Source organism: Planctomycetaceae bacterium (assembly GCA_041398785.1).
Lineage (GTDB): Bacteria > Planctomycetota > Planctomycetia > Planctomycetales > Planctomycetaceae > JAWKUA01.
Genome location: JAWKUA010000031.1, coordinates 27,057 through 49,487, shown reverse-complemented (window position 1 = coordinate 49,487; position 22,431 = coordinate 27,057). Strand labels below are relative to the sequence as shown.

At 59.2% G+C, this 22,431-nt stretch carries 21 protein-coding genes; 18 read left to right on the top strand and 3 right to left on the bottom strand.

Features of this window, described 5'->3' with window-relative positions; translation table 11 throughout:
• The first annotated feature begins 305 nt into the window (after positions 1-305).
• The 6 genes from R3C19_24595 (at position 306) to R3C19_24570 (ending at position 6,647) form a co-directional block, all read left to right on the top strand.
• The gene (locus R3C19_24595) at positions 306-572 is read left to right on the top strand and encodes a type B 50S ribosomal protein L31 (GenBank protein ID MEZ6063541.1); all 267 of its coding nucleotides are present in this window, start codon (positions 306-308) and stop codon (positions 570-572) included.
• Between the two features lie 220 nt (positions 573-792).
• A complete protein-coding gene (gene prfA, locus R3C19_24590) occupies positions 793-1,878 on the top strand; it encodes a peptide chain release factor 1 (GenBank protein ID MEZ6063540.1) in 1,086 nt (361 codons plus the stop codon).
• 543 nt (positions 1,879-2,421) lie between these two features.
• Positions 2,422-2,679 (top strand): hypothetical protein, encoded by a 258-nt coding sequence (locus tag R3C19_24585; GenBank protein MEZ6063539.1) that lies wholly within the window; start codon positions 2,422-2,424, stop codon positions 2,677-2,679.
• Between the two features lie 414 nt (positions 2,680-3,093).
• Complete coding sequence (gene lpxD / locus R3C19_24580) at positions 3,094-4,215, top strand: UDP-3-O-(3-hydroxymyristoyl)glucosamine N-acyltransferase (GenBank protein MEZ6063538.1); 1,122 nt, start codon at positions 3,094-3,096, stop codon at positions 4,213-4,215.
• Between the two features lie 148 nt (positions 4,216-4,363).
• The gene (gene lpxI / locus R3C19_24575; GenBank protein MEZ6063537.1) at positions 4,364-5,299 is read left to right on the top strand and encodes a UDP-2,3-diacylglucosamine diphosphatase LpxI; all 936 of its coding nucleotides are present in this window, start codon (positions 4,364-4,366) and stop codon (positions 5,297-5,299) included.
• A gap of 100 nt (positions 5,300-5,399) precedes the next feature.
• Positions 5,400-6,647 (top strand): SGNH/GDSL hydrolase family protein, encoded by a 1,248-nt coding sequence (locus tag R3C19_24570; GenBank protein ID MEZ6063536.1) that lies wholly within the window; start codon positions 5,400-5,402, stop codon positions 6,645-6,647.
• Between the two features lie 9 nt (positions 6,648-6,656).
• On the opposite strand, the gene R3C19_24565 is transcribed toward R3C19_24570, so the two are convergent.
• Positions 6,657-7,511 carry a DUF547 domain-containing protein gene (locus R3C19_24565; protein ID MEZ6063535.1) on the bottom strand — a complete coding sequence of 285 codons (855 nt, stop codon included), beginning with the start codon at positions 7,509-7,511 and terminating at the stop codon, positions 6,657-6,659.
• A 365-nt stretch (positions 7,512-7,876) separates the two neighbouring features.
• On the opposite strand from R3C19_24565, the gene R3C19_24560 reads away from it, so the two are divergent.
• Positions 7,877-8,842, top strand: coding sequence for a universal stress protein (locus tag R3C19_24560; protein ID MEZ6063534.1), 966 nt, complete (start codon positions 7,877-7,879; stop codon positions 8,840-8,842).
• A 199-nt stretch (positions 8,843-9,041) separates the two neighbouring features.
• On the opposite strand, the gene R3C19_24555 is transcribed toward R3C19_24560, so the two are convergent.
• Positions 9,042-10,742 (bottom strand): serine/threonine-protein kinase, encoded by a 1,701-nt coding sequence (locus tag R3C19_24555; protein ID MEZ6063533.1) that lies wholly within the window; start codon positions 10,740-10,742, stop codon positions 9,042-9,044.
• 898 nt (positions 10,743-11,640) lie between these two features.
• On the opposite strand from R3C19_24555, the gene R3C19_24550 reads away from it, so the two are divergent.
• Positions 11,641-12,006, top strand: a complete 366-nt coding sequence (locus R3C19_24550) for an STAS/SEC14 domain-containing protein (protein MEZ6063532.1) — start codon at positions 11,641-11,643, stop codon at positions 12,004-12,006.
• Positions 12,007-12,103: 97 nt separating this feature from the next.
• Positions 12,104-13,213, top strand: a complete 1,110-nt coding sequence (locus R3C19_24545) for a site-2 protease family protein (GenBank protein ID MEZ6063531.1) — start codon at positions 12,104-12,106, stop codon at positions 13,211-13,213.
• Positions 13,214-13,293: 80 nt separating this feature from the next.
• Here the strand turns inward: R3C19_24545 and R3C19_24540 are convergent, their stop codons facing one another.
• Positions 13,294-13,719: a VOC family protein gene (locus R3C19_24540; GenBank protein MEZ6063530.1), complete on the bottom strand. Its 426-nt coding sequence runs from the start codon at positions 13,717-13,719 to the stop codon at positions 13,294-13,296.
• A gap of 189 nt (positions 13,720-13,908) precedes the next feature.
• Here R3C19_24540 and R3C19_24535 point away from each other — a divergent pair, with 189 nt between their 5' ends.
• The 9 genes from R3C19_24535 (at position 13,909) to R3C19_24495 (ending at position 22,420) form a co-directional block, all read left to right on the top strand.
• Positions 13,909-17,178, top strand: coding sequence for an efflux RND transporter permease subunit (locus tag R3C19_24535; protein ID MEZ6063529.1), 3,270 nt, complete (start codon positions 13,909-13,911; stop codon positions 17,176-17,178).
• Between the two features lie 503 nt (positions 17,179-17,681).
• Positions 17,682-19,304 carry a citramalate synthase gene (gene cimA / locus R3C19_24530; GenBank protein MEZ6063528.1) on the top strand — a complete coding sequence of 541 codons (1,623 nt, stop codon included), beginning with the start codon at positions 17,682-17,684 and terminating at the stop codon, positions 19,302-19,304.
• The gene (locus R3C19_24525; protein ID MEZ6063527.1) at positions 19,294-19,665 is read left to right on the top strand and encodes a GxxExxY protein; all 372 of its coding nucleotides are present in this window, start codon (positions 19,294-19,296) and stop codon (positions 19,663-19,665) included. Before cimA ends, R3C19_24525 begins: the two co-directional genes overlap by 11 nt.
• A gap of 37 nt (positions 19,666-19,702) precedes the next feature.
• A complete protein-coding gene (locus tag R3C19_24520; protein MEZ6063526.1) occupies positions 19,703-20,467 on the top strand; it encodes a class I tRNA ligase family protein in 765 nt (254 codons plus the stop codon).
• Between the two features lie 127 nt (positions 20,468-20,594).
• Complete coding sequence (locus R3C19_24515) at positions 20,595-21,080, top strand: class I tRNA ligase family protein (protein MEZ6063525.1); 486 nt, start codon at positions 20,595-20,597, stop codon at positions 21,078-21,080.
• Positions 20,965-21,393 (top strand): class I tRNA ligase family protein, encoded by a 429-nt coding sequence (locus tag R3C19_24510; GenBank protein MEZ6063524.1) that lies wholly within the window; start codon positions 20,965-20,967, stop codon positions 21,391-21,393. Before R3C19_24515 ends, R3C19_24510 begins: the two co-directional genes overlap by 116 nt.
• 364 nt (positions 21,394-21,757) lie before the next feature.
• Positions 21,758-22,099 carry a hypothetical protein gene (locus tag R3C19_24505; protein ID MEZ6063523.1) on the top strand — a complete coding sequence of 114 codons (342 nt, stop codon included), beginning with the start codon at positions 21,758-21,760 and terminating at the stop codon, positions 22,097-22,099.
• Positions 22,033-22,218 carry a hypothetical protein gene (locus R3C19_24500; protein MEZ6063522.1) on the top strand — a complete coding sequence of 62 codons (186 nt, stop codon included), beginning with the start codon at positions 22,033-22,035 and terminating at the stop codon, positions 22,216-22,218. The genes R3C19_24505 and R3C19_24500 overlap by 67 nt, the downstream gene beginning before the upstream one ends.
• Positions 22,163-22,420: a class I tRNA ligase family protein gene (locus R3C19_24495; GenBank protein MEZ6063521.1), complete on the top strand. Its 258-nt coding sequence runs from the start codon at positions 22,163-22,165 to the stop codon at positions 22,418-22,420. The genes R3C19_24500 and R3C19_24495 overlap by 56 nt, the downstream gene beginning before the upstream one ends.
• Positions 22,421-22,431: the final 11 nt, after the last annotated feature.

Here is a 22,431-nt window from a genome sequence, read left to right as displayed (position 1 = left end):
GCGAAACTCGCCAGCCTGCAGCCGCCAGGCTCGCGTTTTACGGTTCGTGAAACTATGACGAACCGACACGGAAAAAACAGGCACAAAGCGTCAGAGCCTTCGAAATCACCGCGTTTCCGACGAAGTTCGGTGCGGTTCCCGGTGTGTTGCATTCACGGAAGACCGACTGTTTTTGCTTGCCGACTCAGCACGGTGACCTTACACTCCGCCGCTTCAATTTCCGGCCGTGACTGACAGTTTGGGCGGCCGGGTTTCGCAGTTTTTTCGCTGTGCAGCGACGAGTCGTCGCCGACAAGGCTGGAACAATGAAACAGGGCATTCATCCCGAATATCGCGACGTGATCTTTCAGGACACGTCCACCGGCAAGCGTTTCCTGATTAAGTCCACGATCAAGTGCAAGGAAACGGATAAGTGGGACGACGGGAACGAATATCCGCTGTTCAAAGTGGAAATTACGTCGGATTCCCATCCGTTTTACACCGGCAAGATGAAGTTTGTGGACTCAGCCGGGCGAGTCGAAAAGTTCCAGAAGAAATGGGGCAAGAAGGCCGAACCGGCCGCAGACGCCTAGCGATCGTTTTCTGAATTCTAAGAAGAAGGACGTGCGCATGTTGTTGCGCACGTCCTTCTTTGCATTGCGACGGTCGCGCATGCGGTCGTTTTTGCGGGCGCGGCGGGATCATAGTCGCTGACCGCCGCCGTCGTCGTCGTTCGGACTGGTTTGAGGCCCGTGCCGTTGTTCGCAGTTTCCTGCGTTTGAAGTTTCCGGTTTCCTGACCGATCGTTACGCCATGTTTCCCAGTCTCGAACAAAAACTGGCACGCTACGAATCGCTCGAACAGCAGCTTCTCGACCCCGCTGTTCTGGCGGATGTCGAGAAGATGCTGGGAATTCAGAAAGAAATGGGAGGCCTGGCCAAGGTCGCGGAAGCCGTGCGGCGGTTTCATAAGCTGGAAGGCGACATCGAAGCCGCGCAGATGATGGTCGATGAAGAAACTGACGCCGAAAGCCGCCAGTACGCTCAACAGGAGCTGGATGAACTCACAGAAAAACGCGACGCACTGGCGGAAGAACTGGAAGATCTGGCGACGGCCGGCGATTCCATTACTCGCGGTTCACTCATCATGGAAATTCGTGCGGGGACGGGAGGCGACGAAGCGGCGCTGTTCGCCAAAGACCTGTACGACATGTACATGAAGTATTGCGAACTGAAGGGCTGGAAGGTCGAACTGATCGAATTCAGCGACACGGAACTCGGCGGTGTGAGGGAAGTCGTCTGTTCGATCACGGGCGAAGGAGCCTACCACGAACTGCAGTTCGAAAGCGGCGGACACCGTGTGCAGCGAGTCCCCGAAACGGAAACTCAGGGCCGCATCCACACCAGTGCCGCGACGGTGGCAGTGCTGCCGGAAGCCAGCGATGTGGAAATCGAAATTCGTCCGGAAGACCTGCAGGTCGACACCATGCGAGCCGGCGGGCCCGGCGGCCAGAAAGTCAACAAGACCGAAAGCGCCGTCCGGATGACGCACATTCCCACGGGTATCGTCGTCAAAATTCAGGACGAAAAAAGTCAGCACAAGAACCGCGCGAAGGCACTGCGGGTCCTGAAGAGCCGCATCCTGGAAATTCAGCAACAGGAAGCCGACGCCCAGCGTTCCGCCACTCGCAGGACTCTGGTCGGCACGGGCGATCGCAATTCACGAATTCGCACCTACAACTTTCCGCAGAATCGCGTCACCGACCACCGCTGCGGGCTGACCATCCACAAGCTGGACCGCATCATTCTTGGCGAAATGTCGGAGCTGATCGAAGGGCTTCTGGAATTCGATCGCCAGGAACGCCTGAAAGGTGATTCCGGAACCGGCGACAAGCCGTAGTTCCGCAAGGTCCGAGTCCTTTTGCCAATTCGGCGACACCGCAGCAGCAGGAATCGGCAGGACCGCGCGCGACCGCCGCGCCGCAGGCTGCAGGCGAACTGTCGCGGCCGGTTCGCAACGGACGGTGAATCCTGCAATCCGAACTCAGGATTCTCTTAGTTTCACTGACCGACACAGCCGGCCCGCAATATTCGGACTCACCGTTGAAATCGAACATGCCGCCGATTTCTCCGGCAGAACCGAACGATCTTCTGATCTAGTGCTCCGGCCAACGTCTTTTGATGTGCGGCACCGGCTATCCCAGTGTCTTTGCGATGCGGAATCCACCGGCACAGCCAGTGCCACGCGACTCACCGATCTACGCCTGACAGTGCACTGGCAAAGTTGGATTGTCCGGGTTCGGAATCGGCAGAACCCGGCGACGGGGATCTGAGCCGCTGCCGCTTCGGAAGACCGTGAGTACGCGAGGCTCGGCAGAAACCTTGTCTCCCGGCGGACATTGCACGCGTCGTTCGGTTCATTTTTTCAGGGGTGGATAGATCTGTGCGGGAACTCTCCGGTGACACTCAGAGGCGAGTGCGCGTTGTCGAGCAAATCTATGCACTTTGCCGAGACCTTCAGAGCGACCTCGGCTGCGAACTCTGCCTGGAAGACTACGAACGCTGCGTCTTGCTGCGTTTCGGGCAGGAACTGCCGGAAGCGGCTGTCGCGTGGATTGAAGTGATCGTGAACTGCCTGCGAAATGGCGAGGCCTTCGATCCGACGAACTACATGCATAGCGGCGAAGCAAGCGGCGATTAGTTCTCAGTCATGCGCGTGTCGATCAGGCGGCGAACGCGCAGCTGGTCAGAATTAGCTGGCCAGTAAAGGAAGTCTGCAAAAACCGGATGATTCACGCAGTTTCAGAATGCTGCGAAGAGATGAGTCCCGGTTGGCGATTCCATCGCCACTGAACGCCAGCCTGGCAGGTCGAAGGCTGATCCTGTCGCGGGGATTGCGCCTGGCCGGAGTTCCGTCGTCCGGCGAAACGGTTGATCCCCTGAGCGATACCGCACAGTGCAGCCTGCCCCGAGCGCTCCGAAGCTCCGAAGCGGCGGGCCGCACTTCATCTTGCGTCGGGCGGCGATTTTGTCGTAAAACCGACCCCTGCGAGCCGCATTTTGCGGGCCATCGCCGACGGAGATCTTGCAACGGCAAAGCGGCAGGGAAGCTGCAATGGGTCAGACATCGAATCGTCAAGCTCTGCCGCGCGGCGAGTGGACCGCTGGAGACATCGCCGACCGAATTCAGGCGACTCTGATCGGCAATCGCCGGCTTTGCCTCGAAGGTGTGGAGATCGTGGAGCGGGCGACGGACCGGCAACTGACTTTCGTCGGTGATGCAAAAAACCTGTTGCGTCTGAAGGCTTCGGCGGCGGCGGCCGTCATCGCGCCGTCAGCGTTGTCCGCGGAGATTTCCGCCTGGCCCAACACCACGTTTCTGCTGGTCGCGGAACCGGAAGTGGCCTTTCTGCAGGCTGCGGAACTGTTTTTCCCAAGGCGCGCGAAGCCTGCGGCGGCGATCGCGAAGTCCGCTCACGTTGCTGAATCGGCTTTGATTGGCAACAACGCTCGAATCGGCCACGGAGCCGTGATCGGTGAACACGTCGTGATCGGCGACAACTGCGACATCGGTGCCGGCGTGGTGATCGGCGACGGATGCCGGCTGGGAAACAACGCGACGCTGCACCCCAACGTCGTTCTTTATTCGGACGTGATTCTGGGCGACGACGTGACGATTCACGCCGCCTGTGTCATCGGAGCGGACGGATTCGGCTATCGTCAGGTCAACGGCCGGCACGAACGCCTGCCGCATTTCGGCATTGTCCGAATCTGCGACGACGTGGAAATTGGTGCCGGGACAACGATCGACCGGGCGAAGGTCGGCGAAACGGTCATCGGCAGCGGAACGAAAATCGATAATCAGGTGATGATCGGCCACAACTGCCGAATCGGCCGGCACAATCTGCTGGTGTCGCAGGTGGGATTCGCGGGTTCCTGTACGACCGGTGACTACGTTGTGTGTGCCGGGCAGGCAGGAATCGCGGACCACGTTCATCTGGGCGACGGCGCGATCATCGGCGCCAAGGCCGGCGTGCATCGTGACATGCCGGGCGGGCAGGCGTACCTGGGAAGTCCGGCGGCTCCGGTTTCGGAAACGACGCGACAGCTCATGGCGCTGAAGCGGCTTCCCGACATGCGTTCGACACTGAAGGCGCTGGAAAAGGACGTTCAGCAGCTTCGCCAGCAACTGGACCGACAGAACACATCTGACACATCCATTCCCGGTGCTGCCTGACGCCGGTCATTGCCGCTGAGGAAGATTGACAGCGTGGGAACTCGGATCACCGCAGGTCTGACACAGCGATCACAGAACCCTGAGGAAGCATCGAATCCCGAATTTCGAACAACCGTATGATCCGTTTGGATGAATCTGACGTTCAGCTATGCAGTTCAGCAAACATGACAATCCGGACATTCTGCCGTTTACCGGAAGAACGGCGAGGTTCGGCGAAGTGAACGGACCGACCAAAATCGGATTGCTGGCGGGAGCCGGACGATTTCCGATCGCGTTCGCAACGGCCGCGCGCAAGGCAGGACATACCGTCTATGGTCTGGGTGTTGCCGGGATGGCGTCGGAAGAACTGGCGGACGTTTGCGACCAGTTTCGGTTCGCACCGCTGGCTCGGCTGGGCAAAGCCATCCGGCTGTTCAAGCGAGCCGGCGTTGAACGCATCGTAATGGCCGGCAAGATTGAAAAGACGGTGTTGTTCCATCCGTTTCGCTGGATTCGACTGATGCCCGACTGGCGAACACTGCACATGTGGTTTCGCTATGCCAGCAAGAATCGCAAGGACGACACCATTTTGCTGGCGGTCATTCGGGAATTCGAACGCGATCATCTGAAGTTTGATTCCGCATTGAAATACTGCCCGGAGTTACTCGTGAAACACGGTTTTCTGACTCAGCGAAAACCCAGTTCCCTGCAATGGAAAGACATACAGTTCGGCTGGGAACTGGCCAGAGAAATGGGACGGCTGGACATCGGCCAGACGGTTGTCGTTAATGACGCCGCGGTGATTGCCGTTGAAGCGATCGAAGGCACCGACCGATGTATTCGCCGGGCGGGGGAACTTTGTCGCCGCGGTGGATTCACGGTGGTCAAAGTCGCAAAGCCCCGCCAGGACATGCGGTTTGACGTGCCGACCATCGGCGTCGATACGATCAAGAACATGCACGAAGCCGGCGGTCGCGTCCTGGCGATCGAAGCCGGTATGACCATCATTCTGAATCCGGATGAAGTGGCGGACGTCGCCGACCGGTTCGGCATCGCCGTGGTCAGCGTCAACGCGGAAGAACTCGCGCTGCGAGCCGCCGCGTAGCCTTCAAGTGACTGCCCGGTGAACGGCCGGAAGCGACGGACTTCGGTGTTCGGCATGTTCAGACCAGTGAGCCACCAGCAATCGTCGCGGCCCGATTTTCATGCTTCGCGGTATCCTCAGAAATCTGAAGCACCTGAGCACCGCGGTGTTGCTGCTGGGACTGGGAATCGTGCTGGCCGAAGTCTGGCTGCAGTGCCGCCAGCCGCCGAGCCCCGCCGTGTCCGGCATTCGCGCTGACGACAGCGACCTGGTCCTGCTGGTGCCGTCGCAGGTGACTCACCACGAAATGCGGCGGCTTCATTCTTCCGCCGGCGGCGAATCCGGCAAGGTTCGTCCCTTCCGCACCAACAGCTACGGACTGCGCGGTCCGGAGCCGGCGATTCCGAAGTCGGACGGCGTGTATCGCATTCTGCTGCTGGGAGATGACACCGTTGCGGGTACTCACCTGGATGACCAGGCGACGCTCAGCAGTCGGCTGCAGCAATTGCTGGGGCGGGAATCCGGACAGGTGCTGGAAGTCATTAACGCTGGCGTTCCCGGCTTCAGTCCGCTGCTGTCGATGCTGCAATACCAGCGCGAGCTTCGGCAACTGCGGCCTGATCTGGTTGTGCTGCATTTCGACATGTCGGACGTCGCTGACGATGCCGCTTATCGTCGCTTCCTGCAATCCGCGGACGGGCGGCAGCTCTGCACGAACGCGGTGTTGATGGATTCCAATACGGCCATCACGCCGCTGGGGCGCATTCTGCGGACGTCAGCGCTGGCGAAGTTCGTTCGCTCAATTGCCGGCGGCATGGCTCAGGACGATTCCGCCGAGAGCCCGACGTCGTGGTCGGACCGGACGGCGTACTTGTGGGCAATGCCGAATCCTCCTGATCTGCGAGTTCAGATACAGCATGCCCTGGATCCGGTCACCGAGCTTCAGAAACTGACTTCGGCCGAAAACCGGCGGCTGATGCTTTCGACAAGTCCGGTCTTCTGGCAGGTCGTGTCGGCGGATGTGCGGTCGCGGCGATCGAAACGTTACGGGATCGTTGATCGTAATCCCGTCACTCGCGATCTGCCGTTTCAGATTCTGCGGACCTATTGCGATCAGGCGGGAATCCCGCTGTGCGACGCGACTCCCGCGTTCCGCAGCTTCGCGTCACGGCCGGCCGCAGGCGACAATTCGACCCAGGCCGCTTCGAAACCCGACGCGGACAGTCTGTTTGAACCGGACAGCACGAAGCTGTCGAAGTACGGTACAGCGCTGTATGCTCGCGAAATCGCCGCGGCGCTGCTGAACGGTTCGACGCCTGCGGCAACGCCTGTTCGCAGCACACAGCGGCAAACGTCGCCCGCGCGGTGAGAACGGCTGCTATCGGCCGGCGTTCTGTGAGTCGTTCAGGTTCCAGTCGTAGTCCGAAAACGAAACGCCGACGTCACCGCCGACCGCCGCCTTTCGCGATTCTTCTGACGGAAGCCACGCTGAAATCGTCTTCAGTTGAGCCCTGCGGTGACTTCCGAAATCCGTTGCGAACCACTTCAGGATCGACGAAAGATAAAACGTCTTCGATGCCTGGTCGTACCGGAAGTTGCTCGGACGACGAAAAAAATCGCGAGCGTTTTCGTCCAGTTGATTCTGAATCTCGTCCGCCGTGTACGCGGAGTTCAGCAGCCGCGGACAACCCATCGATGCGCACACGATGGCGAAGTGAATCCGCGGTTCGTGCATTGTCCGCAGCTTCTGATGTTCGATTTGTTCAAGCGAAAATGGCTGCCCGTCAACATAGAGTTTCAGGTCCTTCCAGATGTTGTACCCCAGCACCTGAGGCAGATGATTGCGGATGCTGGATGTCGGGTACTCGCGCAGAATGCCTTCGATCGTCACGGCGTTATAGGCATTGATCCAGAAGGCGAGTCTGGCATCGGTTGGACACGTCGCGACCGGATCCGCGGCGGACAGCGTCGACAGATAGTCCTGCAGCTTCCTGCGGTCGGAAGTGCTGGACTTCCAGCCGCTGTAGTTGACCAGTCCGTCATCGTCGACGTACGTCCGCAAGAGTTCGTTCCAGGCGGAATGATCGATCTGATCCATCGGAATCGTGCCGGCGATCTGCTGTCCGACGAAGACTTCGCGTCTGGCGAAGCGATTCAGCACGAAGATAACGGCGGCAATGAGAATCACTGCCGGCAGCAGGCGGTTCATGATCGCGCTGCTCGTTTTCTTCATCGCTGGAACTCCTGATGCCGGCGACGCCGCGGCGATTGCGGCGGCGTCGACGTCGCGCTGATGTCCTGACGTGCCGACCCGGGGATTCCGTGACACACCGACGTGAGCGTAGCGAAAACGCGTCACGAATGAGCGTTATACCGCGAGCGGGGCTGAATGAGACATTCGGGCTCGCGGGAGTAAGAAGAGCGAAAAGTATCGGCGCCCGCCGCGGCCAGTATAGACAACTCACAGCGGCGGGAATTTCCGGGATGCAGACCCCACGGCGGGCAATCCGGCTTTGTGATGGCTATGCTGCAGGAATCGGCTTCCGGATTCGTGGGAAGACGGAATTGCGGCAACACGGAAATTCTAAGGCAGGCTTGATGCGTTCAGTATCGCGAATCGTTGTGGGTGTGCAGTTGTCGGTGAAGCGACCCTGGTCAGCGGTCGGCCTGGGTGATTCAACACGGGCAGCCATCGAACAGTCACTGCGCATCGCCGAAATCCGCCGCGTTCCGGTCACGCTGGTGGCCGCATTATCGGAACCGTCCAGCGGGTTGTTCGGTTCCGCGGAAAAAGCCAGCGCCGCGGCGGTTCAGGACCAGACGGAAGCCAGCGCCGTGCTGCAGGAGATAATTCAGCAGTATTCAAAGCGGCACTCCTGTGAACTGGATGTGACCGCCACCGTGGTGTTTGGACAGCCGTGGATGGAGATTCTCCGAGTGGTCGGCGGTGACCGTGATGCCCTGATCGTCTGCGGCACGCGAACTCGCGGCGCGATCAGCCGAATGCTGTTTGGAAACACCGGACTGAAGCTTGTTCGCTACGCTCCGTGTCCCGTCTGGCTGGCTCGACCCAGAGAAGACTACGATGCTCCGCTGGACGTGATGGCCGCGACTGACCTTTCCGAAACAGGTGTTGAAGTTCTGCATACGGCCGTGCATCTGGGACAGTCACTGCCGATTCGCCTGAGCGTCCTGCACGTGGTTCATACGGACCTGGACCGCCACATGGCACGGGCGGGAGTCCGCGACGAGTCTGTTCGTGAATTTCGCCGCGAACTGCGTGAATCGGCGGAAAGCACGATGCAGAGTCAACTGGCCATGACCGACTTTCGAACGCTGCAGTTCGGCGTGCAAACTCACGTGGCGGAAGGCAACCCCGATGCGGCGATTCTGTGTGCGATCGAAGAGCTGAAAATTGATCTGCTGGTGATGGCAACCTCCCGACGCGGCGGAATTCCGGGAATGCTGTTTGGAAGCACGGCGGAACGGCTGCTGTCTCAACTGCGATGCTCAATCCTGGTCATCAAGCCCGAAGACTTTCAACCGCCGATGAAGTTATCGTAAGGCGAGCGGCAGATGAGCTGTTACCTGCCCTGCGGCTGGCGGTAGATTCTCATCTGCCGCACGCGGAAAGGAACCGGCCGACAACACTCTGCCACGCCGCGCCGAGGAAGCGTCGCGATTCTTCAGAACGGCCCAGGTCGACAGTCACGCTGCGCTGACGCCGTATCGACTCAACCCACCGGGACTTTTGCATTGCCTGCTATGAAGGCATTGACGACCGGTCGGTTTCGCGGATTGATCCGTCGCCTGCGGTTGTCGCCAGGTCGGCCGGGTCATTGGTCGCAGGCTGGTCGGCACCGACATGGCAGGCCCACCAGGCGGCTGCGTCTTCGCGAGTCCAGTCGCCGGCTTCCTGACAATTCAGCAGCGCTTCGCGGAGCGCGGCAGCGGCCTGAAACCTGTCGTCCGGCGACTTTTCCAGGCACCGCATGACGATTGCTTCAAGTTCGTGCGAGATATCAGGACAGAACTCGCACAGGCGCCGGGGACGTTCCTGCGCATGCGCCATGAAGACTCGCATGGGATTGTCGTTGTCGAACGGTCGTTTTCCTGTCAGCAGGTAATAGGCCATCACGCCGACGGAATAGATGTCGCTGCGTTCATCCACGGCGTCATCGACGAACTGTTCCGGCGCCATGTAGAGCGGTGAGCCGGAAATGGTTCCGACGTGAGTCGTGTTGCCGGACTCCGGTCTTACGATCGGCCTGGCCAGACCGAAGTCCAGCAGTTTGGCGACATCGCAAACATGGCCGCGACGGGCGACGAACACGTTGGCCGGTTTGATATCGCGATGAATCAGTCTCTGCGTATGAGCCTCCGCCAGCGCGTCGCAGGTTTGTTCCAGCAGATGAATCACGCGTCCCGGCGGCAGACGTCCGTGTTTCTGCACCAATTCTTCAAGATCCATGCCGGGCAGGTATTCCATGACGTAGTAAAACGTGCCGTCATCTGTGCGGCCATAGTCGTAGATCTCAATGGAGTTCCAGTGGCTGAGTTTCGCCGTGGCCTGAACCTCGTGTTCAAATCGTTCCAGAACCTGCGGATCTCCCGCCTGTTCGGCGCGGATCAGCTTGATGGCACAGGGGCGTTTCATCAGCAGATGTTCGGCCAGGTAGACGTCTCCCATGCCGCCGGAGCCGAGCGGTTGCTTCAGGTGGTACTGACCGATGCGTCGCGCTTCGTACACGCTGCGTCGCAGACTGCCGATCAGATGCTGTCCCCAGGCCGCCACGATCGCTGCGAGCAACAGCATCAGAACGGCGGAAATCTCGGTGCCGCGAAACCGGTGATTCTCACGGAACAGCCGCGCGAACGTGCCGGACGTCAGATGCATCGCAATGATCAGCGTGATCGGAGTCGCCGCCAGCGTACTAATCATCACCGCAGCGCGTGTGAAGCTGTTGGGATTGGGAATCAGCATCGCATAGGTGAAGATCAGCATCAGCCACGGCGGAACAATCGGCGGCAGGTATCCGGTCGCTGCGCTTTCGCTGACATCGACATAGCTGAACAGTAGCAGGAACAGCGCCGATCCGCCGAACAGCAGCAACTCCGTCAGCCGCAGATGCCGATTCAGAAATCCGCGGTGCGTCCACAGGCACAGGCTGATGACACCCGCCAGGACTGTCACCGCCAGATGAACCCAGAACAGCAGCCAGTCCGCAAGCGTCACGAAGTCATCAAGAAAGAACAGATTCTTGATGAAGAATGTCAGGAACCCGGCAAAGGCCAGCAGCGACGCAGCCTTCAGCCGCCGGGACAGCAGTGCGGTAGTCTCTTCCGCAAGCCCGCCGCGGGTCTGTTTCAGAATCTGAACGGGAAAATGCGACCGTCGGCCTGCGATCGAAAACGCCGCCGGCATCACTACGGTAGTGTCGGTTTGAAATAGCGGGGCCGGCATGTGTCCGTTGGAATTAAGAAGTCGTGAGCACCAATCAGGCTGGCTGGCATTCGGGCAGAGTCAGTCAGAAGGCGGGAATGGCGGCTGTCGGGCAATTCGCCCGCTTTTCCTGGAGGCGCCGGGAATCCGCGACGCGACTGCGTTGCGAAGATCGCACGCTGAGTCGGCATCTTGACCACAGTCACGTCGCCGGCCGTCGACCAGCATTTCCGGAACTCCCGCAGCCGCGACGGGCGGAACGATCGACACGGAACGCGGCATCATTCACCAACGTGTCAGGCCGCCCGCAACTGTGACGTCCGGTGACACACTGCGTTCGGCGATGGCTCCGGCTTTCCCTTCGGTAGCAGGAATCACATTGCGGAGTCCTCCTGAAGAAATCACGCCATTGGCTGTTCGGCAGATGAGAATTTACCCGCCAGCCGCCGGGCGCTAGCCCCGGTTCTCTGCGAACACAATCGCGGCTAGCGCCGTGCGGGCAGGTAACAGCTCATCTGCCGCTCGCCTTAGCGGTTCGCAACACGGATGTGACGCGAAATCCAGATTCCGCGACTTTAAGCAAAACGCGGACCATCTCGACGACGCAGGCCGCCGACACCGGCTTCGCCCATTGAAAAACTCGCACGATGGTCTGTGGAGTTTCGGCTTCCGGAAAAATGTTCGCTGCGGCCGGTGAATGCCTGCAGACGCCCGTCAGACCGCGGCCATGTTCATTCAGTGGCCATGCTGGCAGCGAATTGACCACACGGCTGCTTCTTGGCGCTCGTTCGACGATCACCGGTTTCGGATTCCCCTTGGCGACAGCGAAACTCACACTTTTCCGCTGTCGCTGGCACGAAAGTTGTTGAGCCCGAACAACGTTGAGTTCCCCGTTCCCGAAAACATGAAAGGCACTGAAATGTCCTACACTGTTACGGAAAACATCGAAGAACGAGTGATTGAATTAGAGATCACCGGAACTCTTTCCAAAGCAGCCTACGAGACCTTTGTGCCGGCGACCGAAGCGAAGATTCAGGAATTCGGCAAGGTCCGAATGCTGGTGATCCTTCACGACTTCCACGGCTGGGATGTGGGAGCTCTGTGGGAAGACATCAAGTTCGACGTGAAACATCACAACCACATTGAACGACTGGCGATCGTCGGCGAACGCAAATGGGAAAAAGGGATGGCCGCGTTCTGCAAGCCATTCACGTCTGCGAAAATCAAATACTTCGACCACACGGACATCGAACAGGCGCGTACCTGGATTCACAGCGACGACTAAACAACACAGCCGCAGCGGACGGCCAGCTTTCCAAGGCGCAGGATTCAATCCGGCACGGAAGAAGCGGTCGGCTTTCTGCAGAATGAAAGGCGAAACGGTGCGCTGGTCTATTCGTCTCGGACAGGTTGCCGGAATCGGCATCTTTGTCCACTGGACGTTCTTCCTGTTGCTGGCGTGGGTCGGCTACGCTCATCTTGCTTCCGGCGACAGTGCCGCCGCTGCCCTGCGCGGCGTGGGGTTTATCATTTCGCTGTTTGCCTGCGTCGTGCTTCACGAACTGGGACATGCACTGACCGCGCGCCGTTATGGCGTCGCGACGCGAGATATCACATTGCTGCCAATCGGGGGAGTCGCCCGGCTGGAGCGTATTCCCGAAAAACCGATGCAGGAGTTCTTTGTGGCCATCGCCGGGCCTGCCGTCAACGTGGTGATTGCCGCGGTACTGTTCGGCATCATTCACACGCTCGGCCTGCCGATCGCCACGCAAGCCAGCCGGGTTTCCGGCAGCGCGTTTGCCGCCAATCTGATGTGGGTGAATGTCGCTCTGGTGGTGTTCAACATGCTGCCCGCCTTTCCCATGGACGGTGGCCGTGTGCTGCGGGCTCTGCTGGCGACTCGCATGACACGCGTGCGCGCGACGCACGTGGCAGCGAGTGTTGGTCAGGTGATGGCGATGCTGTTCGGATTCGTCGGCATCCTGTCCGGCAACTGGATGTTGCTGTTCATTGCCATGTTTGTGTACGTGGGTGCCCAGGGCGAAGCTCAGGCCGTTGAAATGCGATCCGTGTTCCGGTCGCACCGCGTAAGCGACGCAATGATTCGACGGTTCCAGACTCTTTCCGAAGAAGACACCGTGGAAGAGGCCGCCCGGGAATCCGCCACCAGTCAGCAGCGGGATTTTCCGGTGATGAATGGAGAGACCGTCGCGGGACTTGTTTTCTATGACGATGTCCTGAAGGCTTTGCGAAGCGGTCAGAATGATCAGCCGGTCGGACAGATCATGCGCCGGGACTGCCTGGTTGCATCGGCCGACGATCCGCTGGATCGGGCTCTGGACAGAATGAACGCCTGTGGCTGCAGAACGCTGCTGGTGCAGCACGGCGGCCGGCTGGCGGGAATGCTGTCGGAAGAACATCTTGGACGCTGGATGCTGCTGCATTCATCCGTGAGTCGCCGCGATTCCGACGACTCCGGCGCTGCGGCGTGACGTTCGCAGGCGCGTGAGCAGCAGATGTCGGCGCAACGGTAGTCGACGGCGCGTGATCGGCGCAGCGGCAATCGGCGGGTTTACGACGGCTCGTCCTCCGAACGCACCAGCACCAGCCAGGAAACGCCGAAGCGGTCCGCCGCCATTCCGAATCGCGGCGAAAAGAACGTTTGCGCCAGAGGCATCTGAACCTGCCCGCCGTCACTCAGTGCTGAAAAAATCCGCTCGGCTTCTTCAGCCGTGTTCACGATCAGTGACAGCGCCATGCCTTCAAAACGCCCCGCCTTCGATTCATCGCACATCCCGTCCGACACATAGACCTCTGTCGATCCGATGCGCAGGCTGGCGTGCATGATTTTGTCTTCCCCGCCGGGCGGAATGCTGGTCTGATCCGGGCTCTCACCGAACGTCATCAGAAAAATCTGCTCGGCTCCCAGAGCATCTTTGTAGAAGTTGATGGCGTCGGCAGCGCGGCCGTTGAAGTACAGATAGGGCTGAACAAGCATGGCAAAGTTCCGGTCGGCGAAGGTATGGAACGCAACAGGTGCCGGACAGTGCCGGTTGCGTATGAAGAACCCGTGACGAAAAACGGAAGACTGCATTCGGCCGCGGAGATTCGCGGTGGTGAAATCCTGCGGGAGACGTAGAATCCGTGACGACCGCCGAGTGACCGTTTTTCCGATTTGTATTCTACAATGTCTCTGCCTTCTTTTAGTGTCCGGAATTCCGTTCTGGTCAACATGCTGATGGTTGTTGTCCTGGCGGCGGGCATCATCTTCGCTCTGACGCTGCAGCGGGAGATGTTTCCGGAATCGCGGCCGGACAAGCTGCTGGTGGCGGCCGTTTATCCGGGAGTCCAGCCGGCAGACGTCGAAAAGGCGGTCACGATCAAGATTGAGGAAGCCATTCGCGGCGTCGAAGGAATCGACAAGATCGAATCGCAGGTTGGTGAAGGCATCAGTTTCACCACGCTGACTCTGCAGCAGACCGTGGACGACGTGGACGCGCTGCTGCAGGAGATTCGCAACGAAATCGATTCCATTCAGGACATGCCGGATGATGTCGAGAAGATCAGTCTGAAGAAAGTCGAACCGCAGCTTCCCGTGATTTCGATCGCCGTCTTCGGCGATGTGTCGGAAGGCACGCTGAAGCAAACCGCCCGCAACCTGCGGGACGACCTGTTGAAGCTGCCGGGAATCAGCCGTGTCGAACTGAACGGCATTCGCGACGACGAAATCTACGTCGACGTCCGCCCCGACAAACTGCTGGAGTACGATGTCACGTTCGAAGAAATCGCCGCCGCGATTCGTTCCGGAAACCTGGACATCAGCGGCGGACAGTTGAAGGGCAGCCGCAGCAGTGTGGCCGTGCGAACTCTGGGCGAACAGCAGAAGGCCATCCGCCTGGAAGACATCGTCGTGCGTTCTCAGCCGGGAGGCCGGCGAATTCTGCTGTCCGACGTTGCTGAACTTTCCGACGGGTTCGTCGATTCGGATCTGGAAGCGGACTTCAACGGCAAGCCTTCCGTCAACTGCGTAATCTTCAAGGGTGATTCAGAAGACGCGGTGCAGATTTCATCCGTCGTGAAAACCTATTTCGCGGCTCGCAGCGGCCAGCCGTACAACGGTCCGGATCAGGCCGCGTCCGGCGCGTTGGCGGGAATCGGCCGACCCGACATCTATCGCGTTTACCAGAACGCGAAGTCCAATCCGTTTCCGAATACCGTGAATTTCAAGCTGCACACGGACATCGCCCGGTTCGTCGAAGGCCGCCTGGACCTGATGACTCGCAACGGCAAGTGGGGGCTGGTTCTGGTGCTGCTGTGCCTGAATCTGTTCCTGAACTGGCGTGTTGCGTGGTGGGCGGCCGTCGGTCTGGTGGTGTCGTTTCTGGGTACGTTCTTCGTGATGTGGCTGGTGGGAGCGACCGTCAATCTGCTGTCGATGTTCGGTCTGATCATCGTGCTGGGAATTATCGTCGACGACGCCATCGTGATCGGCGAGAACATCTATCGGCATATCGAAGAAGGCAAGCCGCCCGTCCGAGCCGCCATCGAAGGCGCGGAAGAAGTGATGTGGCCGGTCATCGTGGCGGTGTCCACGACAATCGCCGCCTTCGCGCCGCTGTTTTTTATTCAGGGCCAGATCGGCGACTTCATGGCTCAGTTGCCGCTGGTCGTCATCGCAGCGCTGTCGATTTCTCTGATGGAAGCGCTGGTGATTCTGCCGGCTCATCTGAAGCATCTGCCGCCCGTCAAAATTCGCAGGGCCGCCGACGGTCAGCCTTCGACGTTTAACGGCCTGAAGGAAATGTTTCTGAATCGCGTCCTGCTGGCTCCCTACGAGAAACTGCTGCTGCTTTGCCTGCGGTGGCGGTACGTGACGGTGACGTTCGTCGTCGGAGCCTGCGTTGTGGCGGCGGGACTGCTGGCCGGCGGAATCGTCCGCTGGCAGTTTATTCAGGACATGGACAGCGAAAGCATGATCGCCGCTCTGGAAATGCCGATCGGCACCTCGAGCGAACGCCTGAAACAGGAACTGCAGAAGCTGACGGATTACATCGTCGATCCGGATCGCTTTCCGGAAATCGTCAACGTTCAGACGATTGCCGGCCGGCAGTACGACGTCACGGGAGCCGGTTCCGTCGGGTTTGAAGATCAGAGCCACCTGGGTCAACTGGTCATCGAAATCTGCCCGGCCGAAGAACGCACCCGTTCCAGCGAAGAACTGATCAACGTGCTGAGAGAATGGTCGACCAGAGAGCTGACCGGGATGAACTCCATTCGGTGGGAAGCGATGAGCGGCGGGCCGGGAGGCAACGACATCGAAGTCAGCCTGTCCGGACTGCCCAACAGCGAACTTCCGCGAGCCACCGAAGACATGGAACAACTGATCGGTTCCATCGATGGAGTCTTCGATCTGGATGACAACCTGGACCTTGGCAAAAAGGAACTGCGGCTGCGGCTGCGGGAGTCCGCGGCGCCCACGGGAGTCACTGTCGGCAGTCTGGGCATGTTTGTTCGCGGAGCCTTGTTTGGACAGGAAGCCCGCCGCATTACCCGCAATCGCGAAGACGTGCGAATCATGGTGCGCTATCCGGAAACGTATCGCGAAAACGTCTTCAATGTCGAAGGCATGTGGCTGCCCGGCACCGGTCTGCCGGGGCAGAGATCGTGGATTCCCATCGATGAAGTCGCCGAAGCCAGAATGACGGTCGGTTACTCCACAATCACCCGCTATCAGCAAAGCCGATCCGCCAGAATTGTGGGGTCCGTCGACGAATCCAGGGGCTCCAGCACATCCGACGTGATCGACAAAATGAAGCAGCGGATTGAATCGGAGATCATCCCCAAATACCCCGGCATCGAAATTCAGTACCTTGGCCAGGCCGAAGAAATGCGCAAGTCGTTCGGGTCGCTGCAGGTCGCGTTCCCCATTGCTTTGCTGCTGATTTACGGAATGCTGGCGGGACTGTTTCGTTCCTACATTCAGCCTCTGGTTGTGATGTCGGCCATTCCGTTTGGATTTCTGGGAGCCGTCGTCGGGCACTGGCTGACCGGCGAGACGTTTACAATTCTGAGCGCCATCGGCCTGGTGGCGCTTTCCGGAATCCTGGTGAACGACAGTCTGGTGCTGATCGACTTTATCAACCGCCGCGAATACGAAGGGCTGTCGCCGTTTGAAGCCAGCGTCGACGGAGCAAGAAAACGGCTGCGAGCCATTCTGCTGACGACTCTGACGACCGCCGCCGGCCTGATTCCGCTGATGTTCGAAACGAGTTTCCAGGCGAAGTTCTTGATTCCCATGGCGGTGACTCTGACGTTCGGGCTGCTGTTCGCCACCGGCCTGACACTGATTCTGGTGCCCTGCCTGAACCTGATCCGGCACGACATCATGGTCAACGTGCTGCGGCGGTCGCCGGCTCACAGCCCCGACAAAGCTCAGTTCGACGCCACGCCCGCGTAGGGCAAACGGCAGATAAAATTTACCCTCCCGTTGCAACGGAGGGTCGAAGTTTGATCGCCGTTCAGGCGATCAAACGGCGGGGAGGGCGACCGCGCAACCGGAGCTTCCGTGCGTCGCCCTCCCCGCGATCGAACGCCTGAACGGCATTCGATCGGCGACCCTCCCGTTGAAGCGGGAGGATGAAGCAATTGTCGCCCTTAACCGGCAAATGCTCATCTGCCACCCGCGGCGGACGAGTGGTCCGAACTTGCGCACTCGCCGCCGCGGGAATCTCGTCCATGCGACCTGCACAACCGCGTTGACGTCCGGCTCGGTGATGCCTAGCATCCGCTGTCCCTGAAGGCCGGTCCGCATGAATCTGAGCACAATTCGACTTCAGATCGTCAGCATCTGCGACATCATCGTCGGCAGAATGCAGCCGCTGTCCTGAGGAACCCGGAACTCGACGCTCACGAACCCTCAGGTGCCGCCTGAGGGTTTTTTCGTTAGGTGACAATTCCACGATGTCCAGAATCCAGCTTTACGACACAACGCTGCGCGACGGTTCTCAGGGAGAAGGCGTCAATTTCTCGCTGCAGGACAAGCTGATGATCGCCACCAAGCTGGACGAGCTGGGATTTGACTACATCGAAGGCGGCTACCCGCTGTCCAATCCCAAAGACGAAGAGTTCTTTCAGCGGGCCGCGGACATGGACTGGAAGCACTCCCGCGTCGCAGCCTTCGGAATGACTCGCCGCCGCGACATTGCCGCCGAAGACGATGTCGGCATGAAGGCCCTGATCAACAGCCGGGCACCCGTCATCACGATTGTTGGAAAAACCTGGGACCTGCATGCCACGGAAGTTCTGCGAGTTTCGCTGCAGGAAAACCTGGCCATGATCGCCGATTCCGTCGCCTACGCCAAAAGCGAAGGCCGTGAAGTGATCTATGACGCCGAACACTGTTTCGACGGATGGACGGCAAACCCGGACTACGCCCTGCAGACCTGGAAAGCCGCCGCCGACGCGGGAGCCGACATGATCTGCATGTGCGACACCAACGGCGGCACACTTCCCGAACAGGTCGTCGACGCTGTCACAGCTCTGCGAGCCGAAGTGGACGTGGCCATCGGAATTCACACGCATAACGACAGCGACCTGGCCGTGGCCAATTCTCTGGCCGCCGTCCAGGCCGGAGCTGTCCAGGTTCAGGGAACCATCAACGGCATCGGTGAACGCTGCGGAAATGTGGACCTGATCGCCGTCGCCGCGAACCTGAAGCTGAAGCTGAAGTTCGATGTGCTGTCCGATGATGGCATCGGCCGACTTACGGAACTGTCCCGCTATGTCTATGAACTGGCCAATATGAATTTTCGCAACGGCCAGCCGTTCGTCGGAGCCAGCGCGTTTGCTCACAAGGGTGGCATGCATGTGCATGCCGTGAACAGAATCTCCCGCAGTTACGAACACATCTCACCGGAATCCGTCGGCAACGTTCGCCGGGTGCTGGTCAGCGAACTTTCCGGCCGGTCCAATATCGTCGCCAAGACGACCAAATTTCGTCTGCAGGAAGACGCTCAACTGCAGGCGAAGATTCTGACCGCCGTTCAGGATATGGAAAACGACGGATACCAGTTCGAAGCGGCGGAAGCGTCGTTTGATCTGCTGGTGATGAAAACCGCCGGCACTTTCCGGCCGTCGTTTGTCTTTGACCACTACCGCGTGAATGTCGAAAACCAGTCCCGCGAACCGGTCACGGAAGCCGTTGTCAAACTGACGGTAAACGACGTGCAGCAGCATGTCGTCGGAGAAGGCGACGGACCGGTCAATGCTCTGGACGCCGCGCTGCGCAAGGCACTGACGCCGGCGTATCCGAACCTGGCGGAAATGACATTGATGGACTACCGCGTGCGAGTCATCAACAGCACGGAAGGCACCGCCGCCCGAGTCCGTGTTGTGATCGAAAGCCGCGACCGGACCGACATCTGGAACACCGTCGGAGTCAGCGAAAATATCATCGAAGCAAGCTGGATCGCGCTCATCGACGCCTTCGAATACAAAATCCACAAAGACCGCGGCGCCGTGGGAAACGGCATTCTGAACCACGGAGACACGGAGCCCGCGGAGAAGCCTGGTCATGCAGTTTGAAGATCTCACGTATAGCATCCGCGGGGCCGCGACCGACGTCCACCGGGAACTCGGACCCGGACTTCTTGAATCCACCTATGAGGAATGCCTGTGCTGCGAATTGTCACAGCGAAGGCTGAAGTTTCAGCGGCAGGTCACGCTTCCCGTCGTCTATAAACATCTCCGTCTCGACTGCGGCTACCGACTTGACGTTGTCGTTGAGAGTACAGTTGTGCTTGAAATTAAATCGGTCGAGTCCCTGTCGCCGCTGCATGATGCACAGTTGCTGACCTATCTCAGGATTGGCAGGTACCCCGTGGGCCTGCTGATCAACTTCAACACGCCTGTATTGAAAGACGGAATACGGCGTTTCGTCTGTTAGTTTTCCGCTCCGTGCCCTCCGTGTCTCCGTGGTAGCCATGTCCGGTATTTCCTCAAAAACATACGACCCCGCTTCTGCACAGTCCCGCTGGATTCAGCACTGGGAATCTCAGGGATATTGCAACGCCGATCCGAAGCCGGATCGCGAAGCGCATACCATCATGATTCCGCTGCCCAACGTGACCGGTGCTCTGCATATGGGGCACTGTCTGAACGGCACGCTGCAGGATCTGCTGACTCGCTGGCGGCGGATGCAGGGCTATGAGGCTTTGTGGATGCCGGGGACCGATCGTACCGGGATCGCAACTCAGGCGGTTGTCGAACGGCGGATGCTGGAAGAAGAAGGACTCACCCGGCGCGACATCGGCCGCGACGCGCTGGTCGAACGCATCTGGAAGTGGAAAGACCAGTACGAACAGCGGATTCTGAATCAGCTCAAACAGATCGGCGAAAGCTGCGACTGGCGGCGAGTCCGGTTCACTCTGGACGACGTCTGCAGCAAAGCCGTGCATACGCTTCCGAATGTTTTGCGACGGGTTGATTTTTCGAGGCAAGCGGCTGGTCAGCAGGACACTCATGCCACAGACCGCCGTCGCCGACGACGAAGTCTTCAGCGAAGACATCGACGGACACTTCTGGACATTCAACTATCGGTGGTGGACGACAACGGCCAGCCGACCGGGCAGAAGATCAGTTTTTCAACGACACGTCCGGAAACGATGCTGGGCGACACGGCGGTCTGCGTCCATCCACAGACGAACGTTACGCCGACGTGTTCGGCAAGAATGTTCGCATCCCGCTGAACGGACGGCTGATTCCGGTCATTGCCGACGCATTGCTGGCGGATAAGGAACTCGGCACGGGAGCCGTCAAGAGTCACACCGGCTCGACCCTAACGACTACGCCTGCGGTCTGCGAAACAGTCTGGCGATGATCAACATCCTGAACCCCGGCGGCACCATCAACAACGAAGGCGGTGAATTCGCCGGAATGGACCGCTACGCCGCGCGCAAGGCCATCGTTTCAAAGATGGAGGAACTCGGTCATTTCGAAGGCGTCGAAGACCGGAAGATTCCCGTCAAACACAGCGACCGCAGCAAGGCTCCCGTGGAACCGTATCTCAGCGATCAGTGGTTCGTGAAAATGGACGAACTGGCTCAATCCGCGATGGACGCGGTCGAAGACGGCCGAGTCCGCACATCTTTCCGCAGCGGTATGCCAAAACCTACCTGGACTGGCTCGGTGAAAAAACGCGACTGGTGCATCAGCCGCCAGTTGTGGTGGGACATCGGATTCCGATTTGGTCGAAAACGGCAACGGAACAACGGCGAACAGCACACGGCGACGGGCGACTGTTCGCTCTACCGGAGTTTGGCGAATCGTCACAGGTCGCGGCCGTCGTTGCCGACGGTGTGATGCCGGGAGACAAAGGATTCTGTTGGTCTGTGTCGCTGACGGTGCTGAAGAGATTGAACGCCAGCTTGAAGCTGCCGGTTTCGAGCAAGACCCCGACGTCCTTGACACGTGGTTCAGCTCCGCCCTCTGGCCGCACGCCACGCTCGGCTGGCCGGATACCGAACACAATCCGCCGCTGGCCGGTTCTGAAATCTCAAATTCCAAATCTGAAATTTCAAATGAACACAACGACATTCTCGATTACTTCTACCCCGGCTCCGTCCTGGTCACGTCCGCGACATCATCACGTTGTGGGTTGCCCGAATGGTGGTAACCGGGCTGTACAACATGGGCGATGTTCCGTTCCGACACGTCTATATCCATCCGAAAATTCTGGATGGACTCCGGACAGACGATGTCGAAGTCGAAAGAGCAACGGAGTCGATCCGCTGGAACTGATCGAAAAGTACGGCACCGATGCGGTTCGCTTCACGATTTCGTCGCTGGCCGGGGAAACTCAGGACGTCCGGCTGCCGGTTGGCTATGAGTGTCCTCACTGCGAAGCCATTACGCCGCAGACGAAGAGCATCAGGAAATGAAGCCGATGGGCGGAGCCACGCCGTCGATCAAGTGTGCGAAATGTAAGAAGACGTTTCCAGTTTCCCAGCCCGTGGTTCGAACCGGATGACGGTGCCGCGGTGGCTCGCATCGTCAGCGAACGGTTCGACTACGGTCGCAACTTCTGCAACAAGCTGTGGAACGCCTGCCGTTTCGCGTTCATGAATCTGGAAGGCTATGAACCCGGCCCGGTCAGCGATTCCGACTTGCAGATGGAAGACCGCTGGGTTCTCAGCCGTCTTGCAACGACCGCCAACGAGGTCACGACGCTGCTGGATCGGTATCAGTTCGACCAGGCGACTCGCGCACGATTCGTGAATTCACCTGGAACGAATTCTGCGACTGGTATCTGGAAATGGTCAAGCCGCGGCTGCGGGACGATGCGACTCGCGCGACGGCTCAGCGGGTTCTGGTCGTCGTGACTGATCATTTGCTGCTGACTGCTGCATCCGTTTGCTCCGTTCATTACAGAAGAACTGTGGCACATGCTGAATCAGCTTGCTCCCGTGCGAGGCCTGCAACAGCCGGCTGCCGCGGTTGAAAGCGTGATGATCGCTGCCTGGCCGGAACTCGGTACGAACTGGAGTGATCCCGCCCTGGAAAAACGGTTTGAACGGCTGCAGCAGACGGTTGTGGCAGTTCGCAACGTTCGGGCGATTTACAAGATCAGTCCGAAGGAACCGCTGAAGCTGTTCATGAAGTGCTCGCCGGAGATCGCGGAACAGATGCAGGCGATTTGCTGATCAGTTCGACA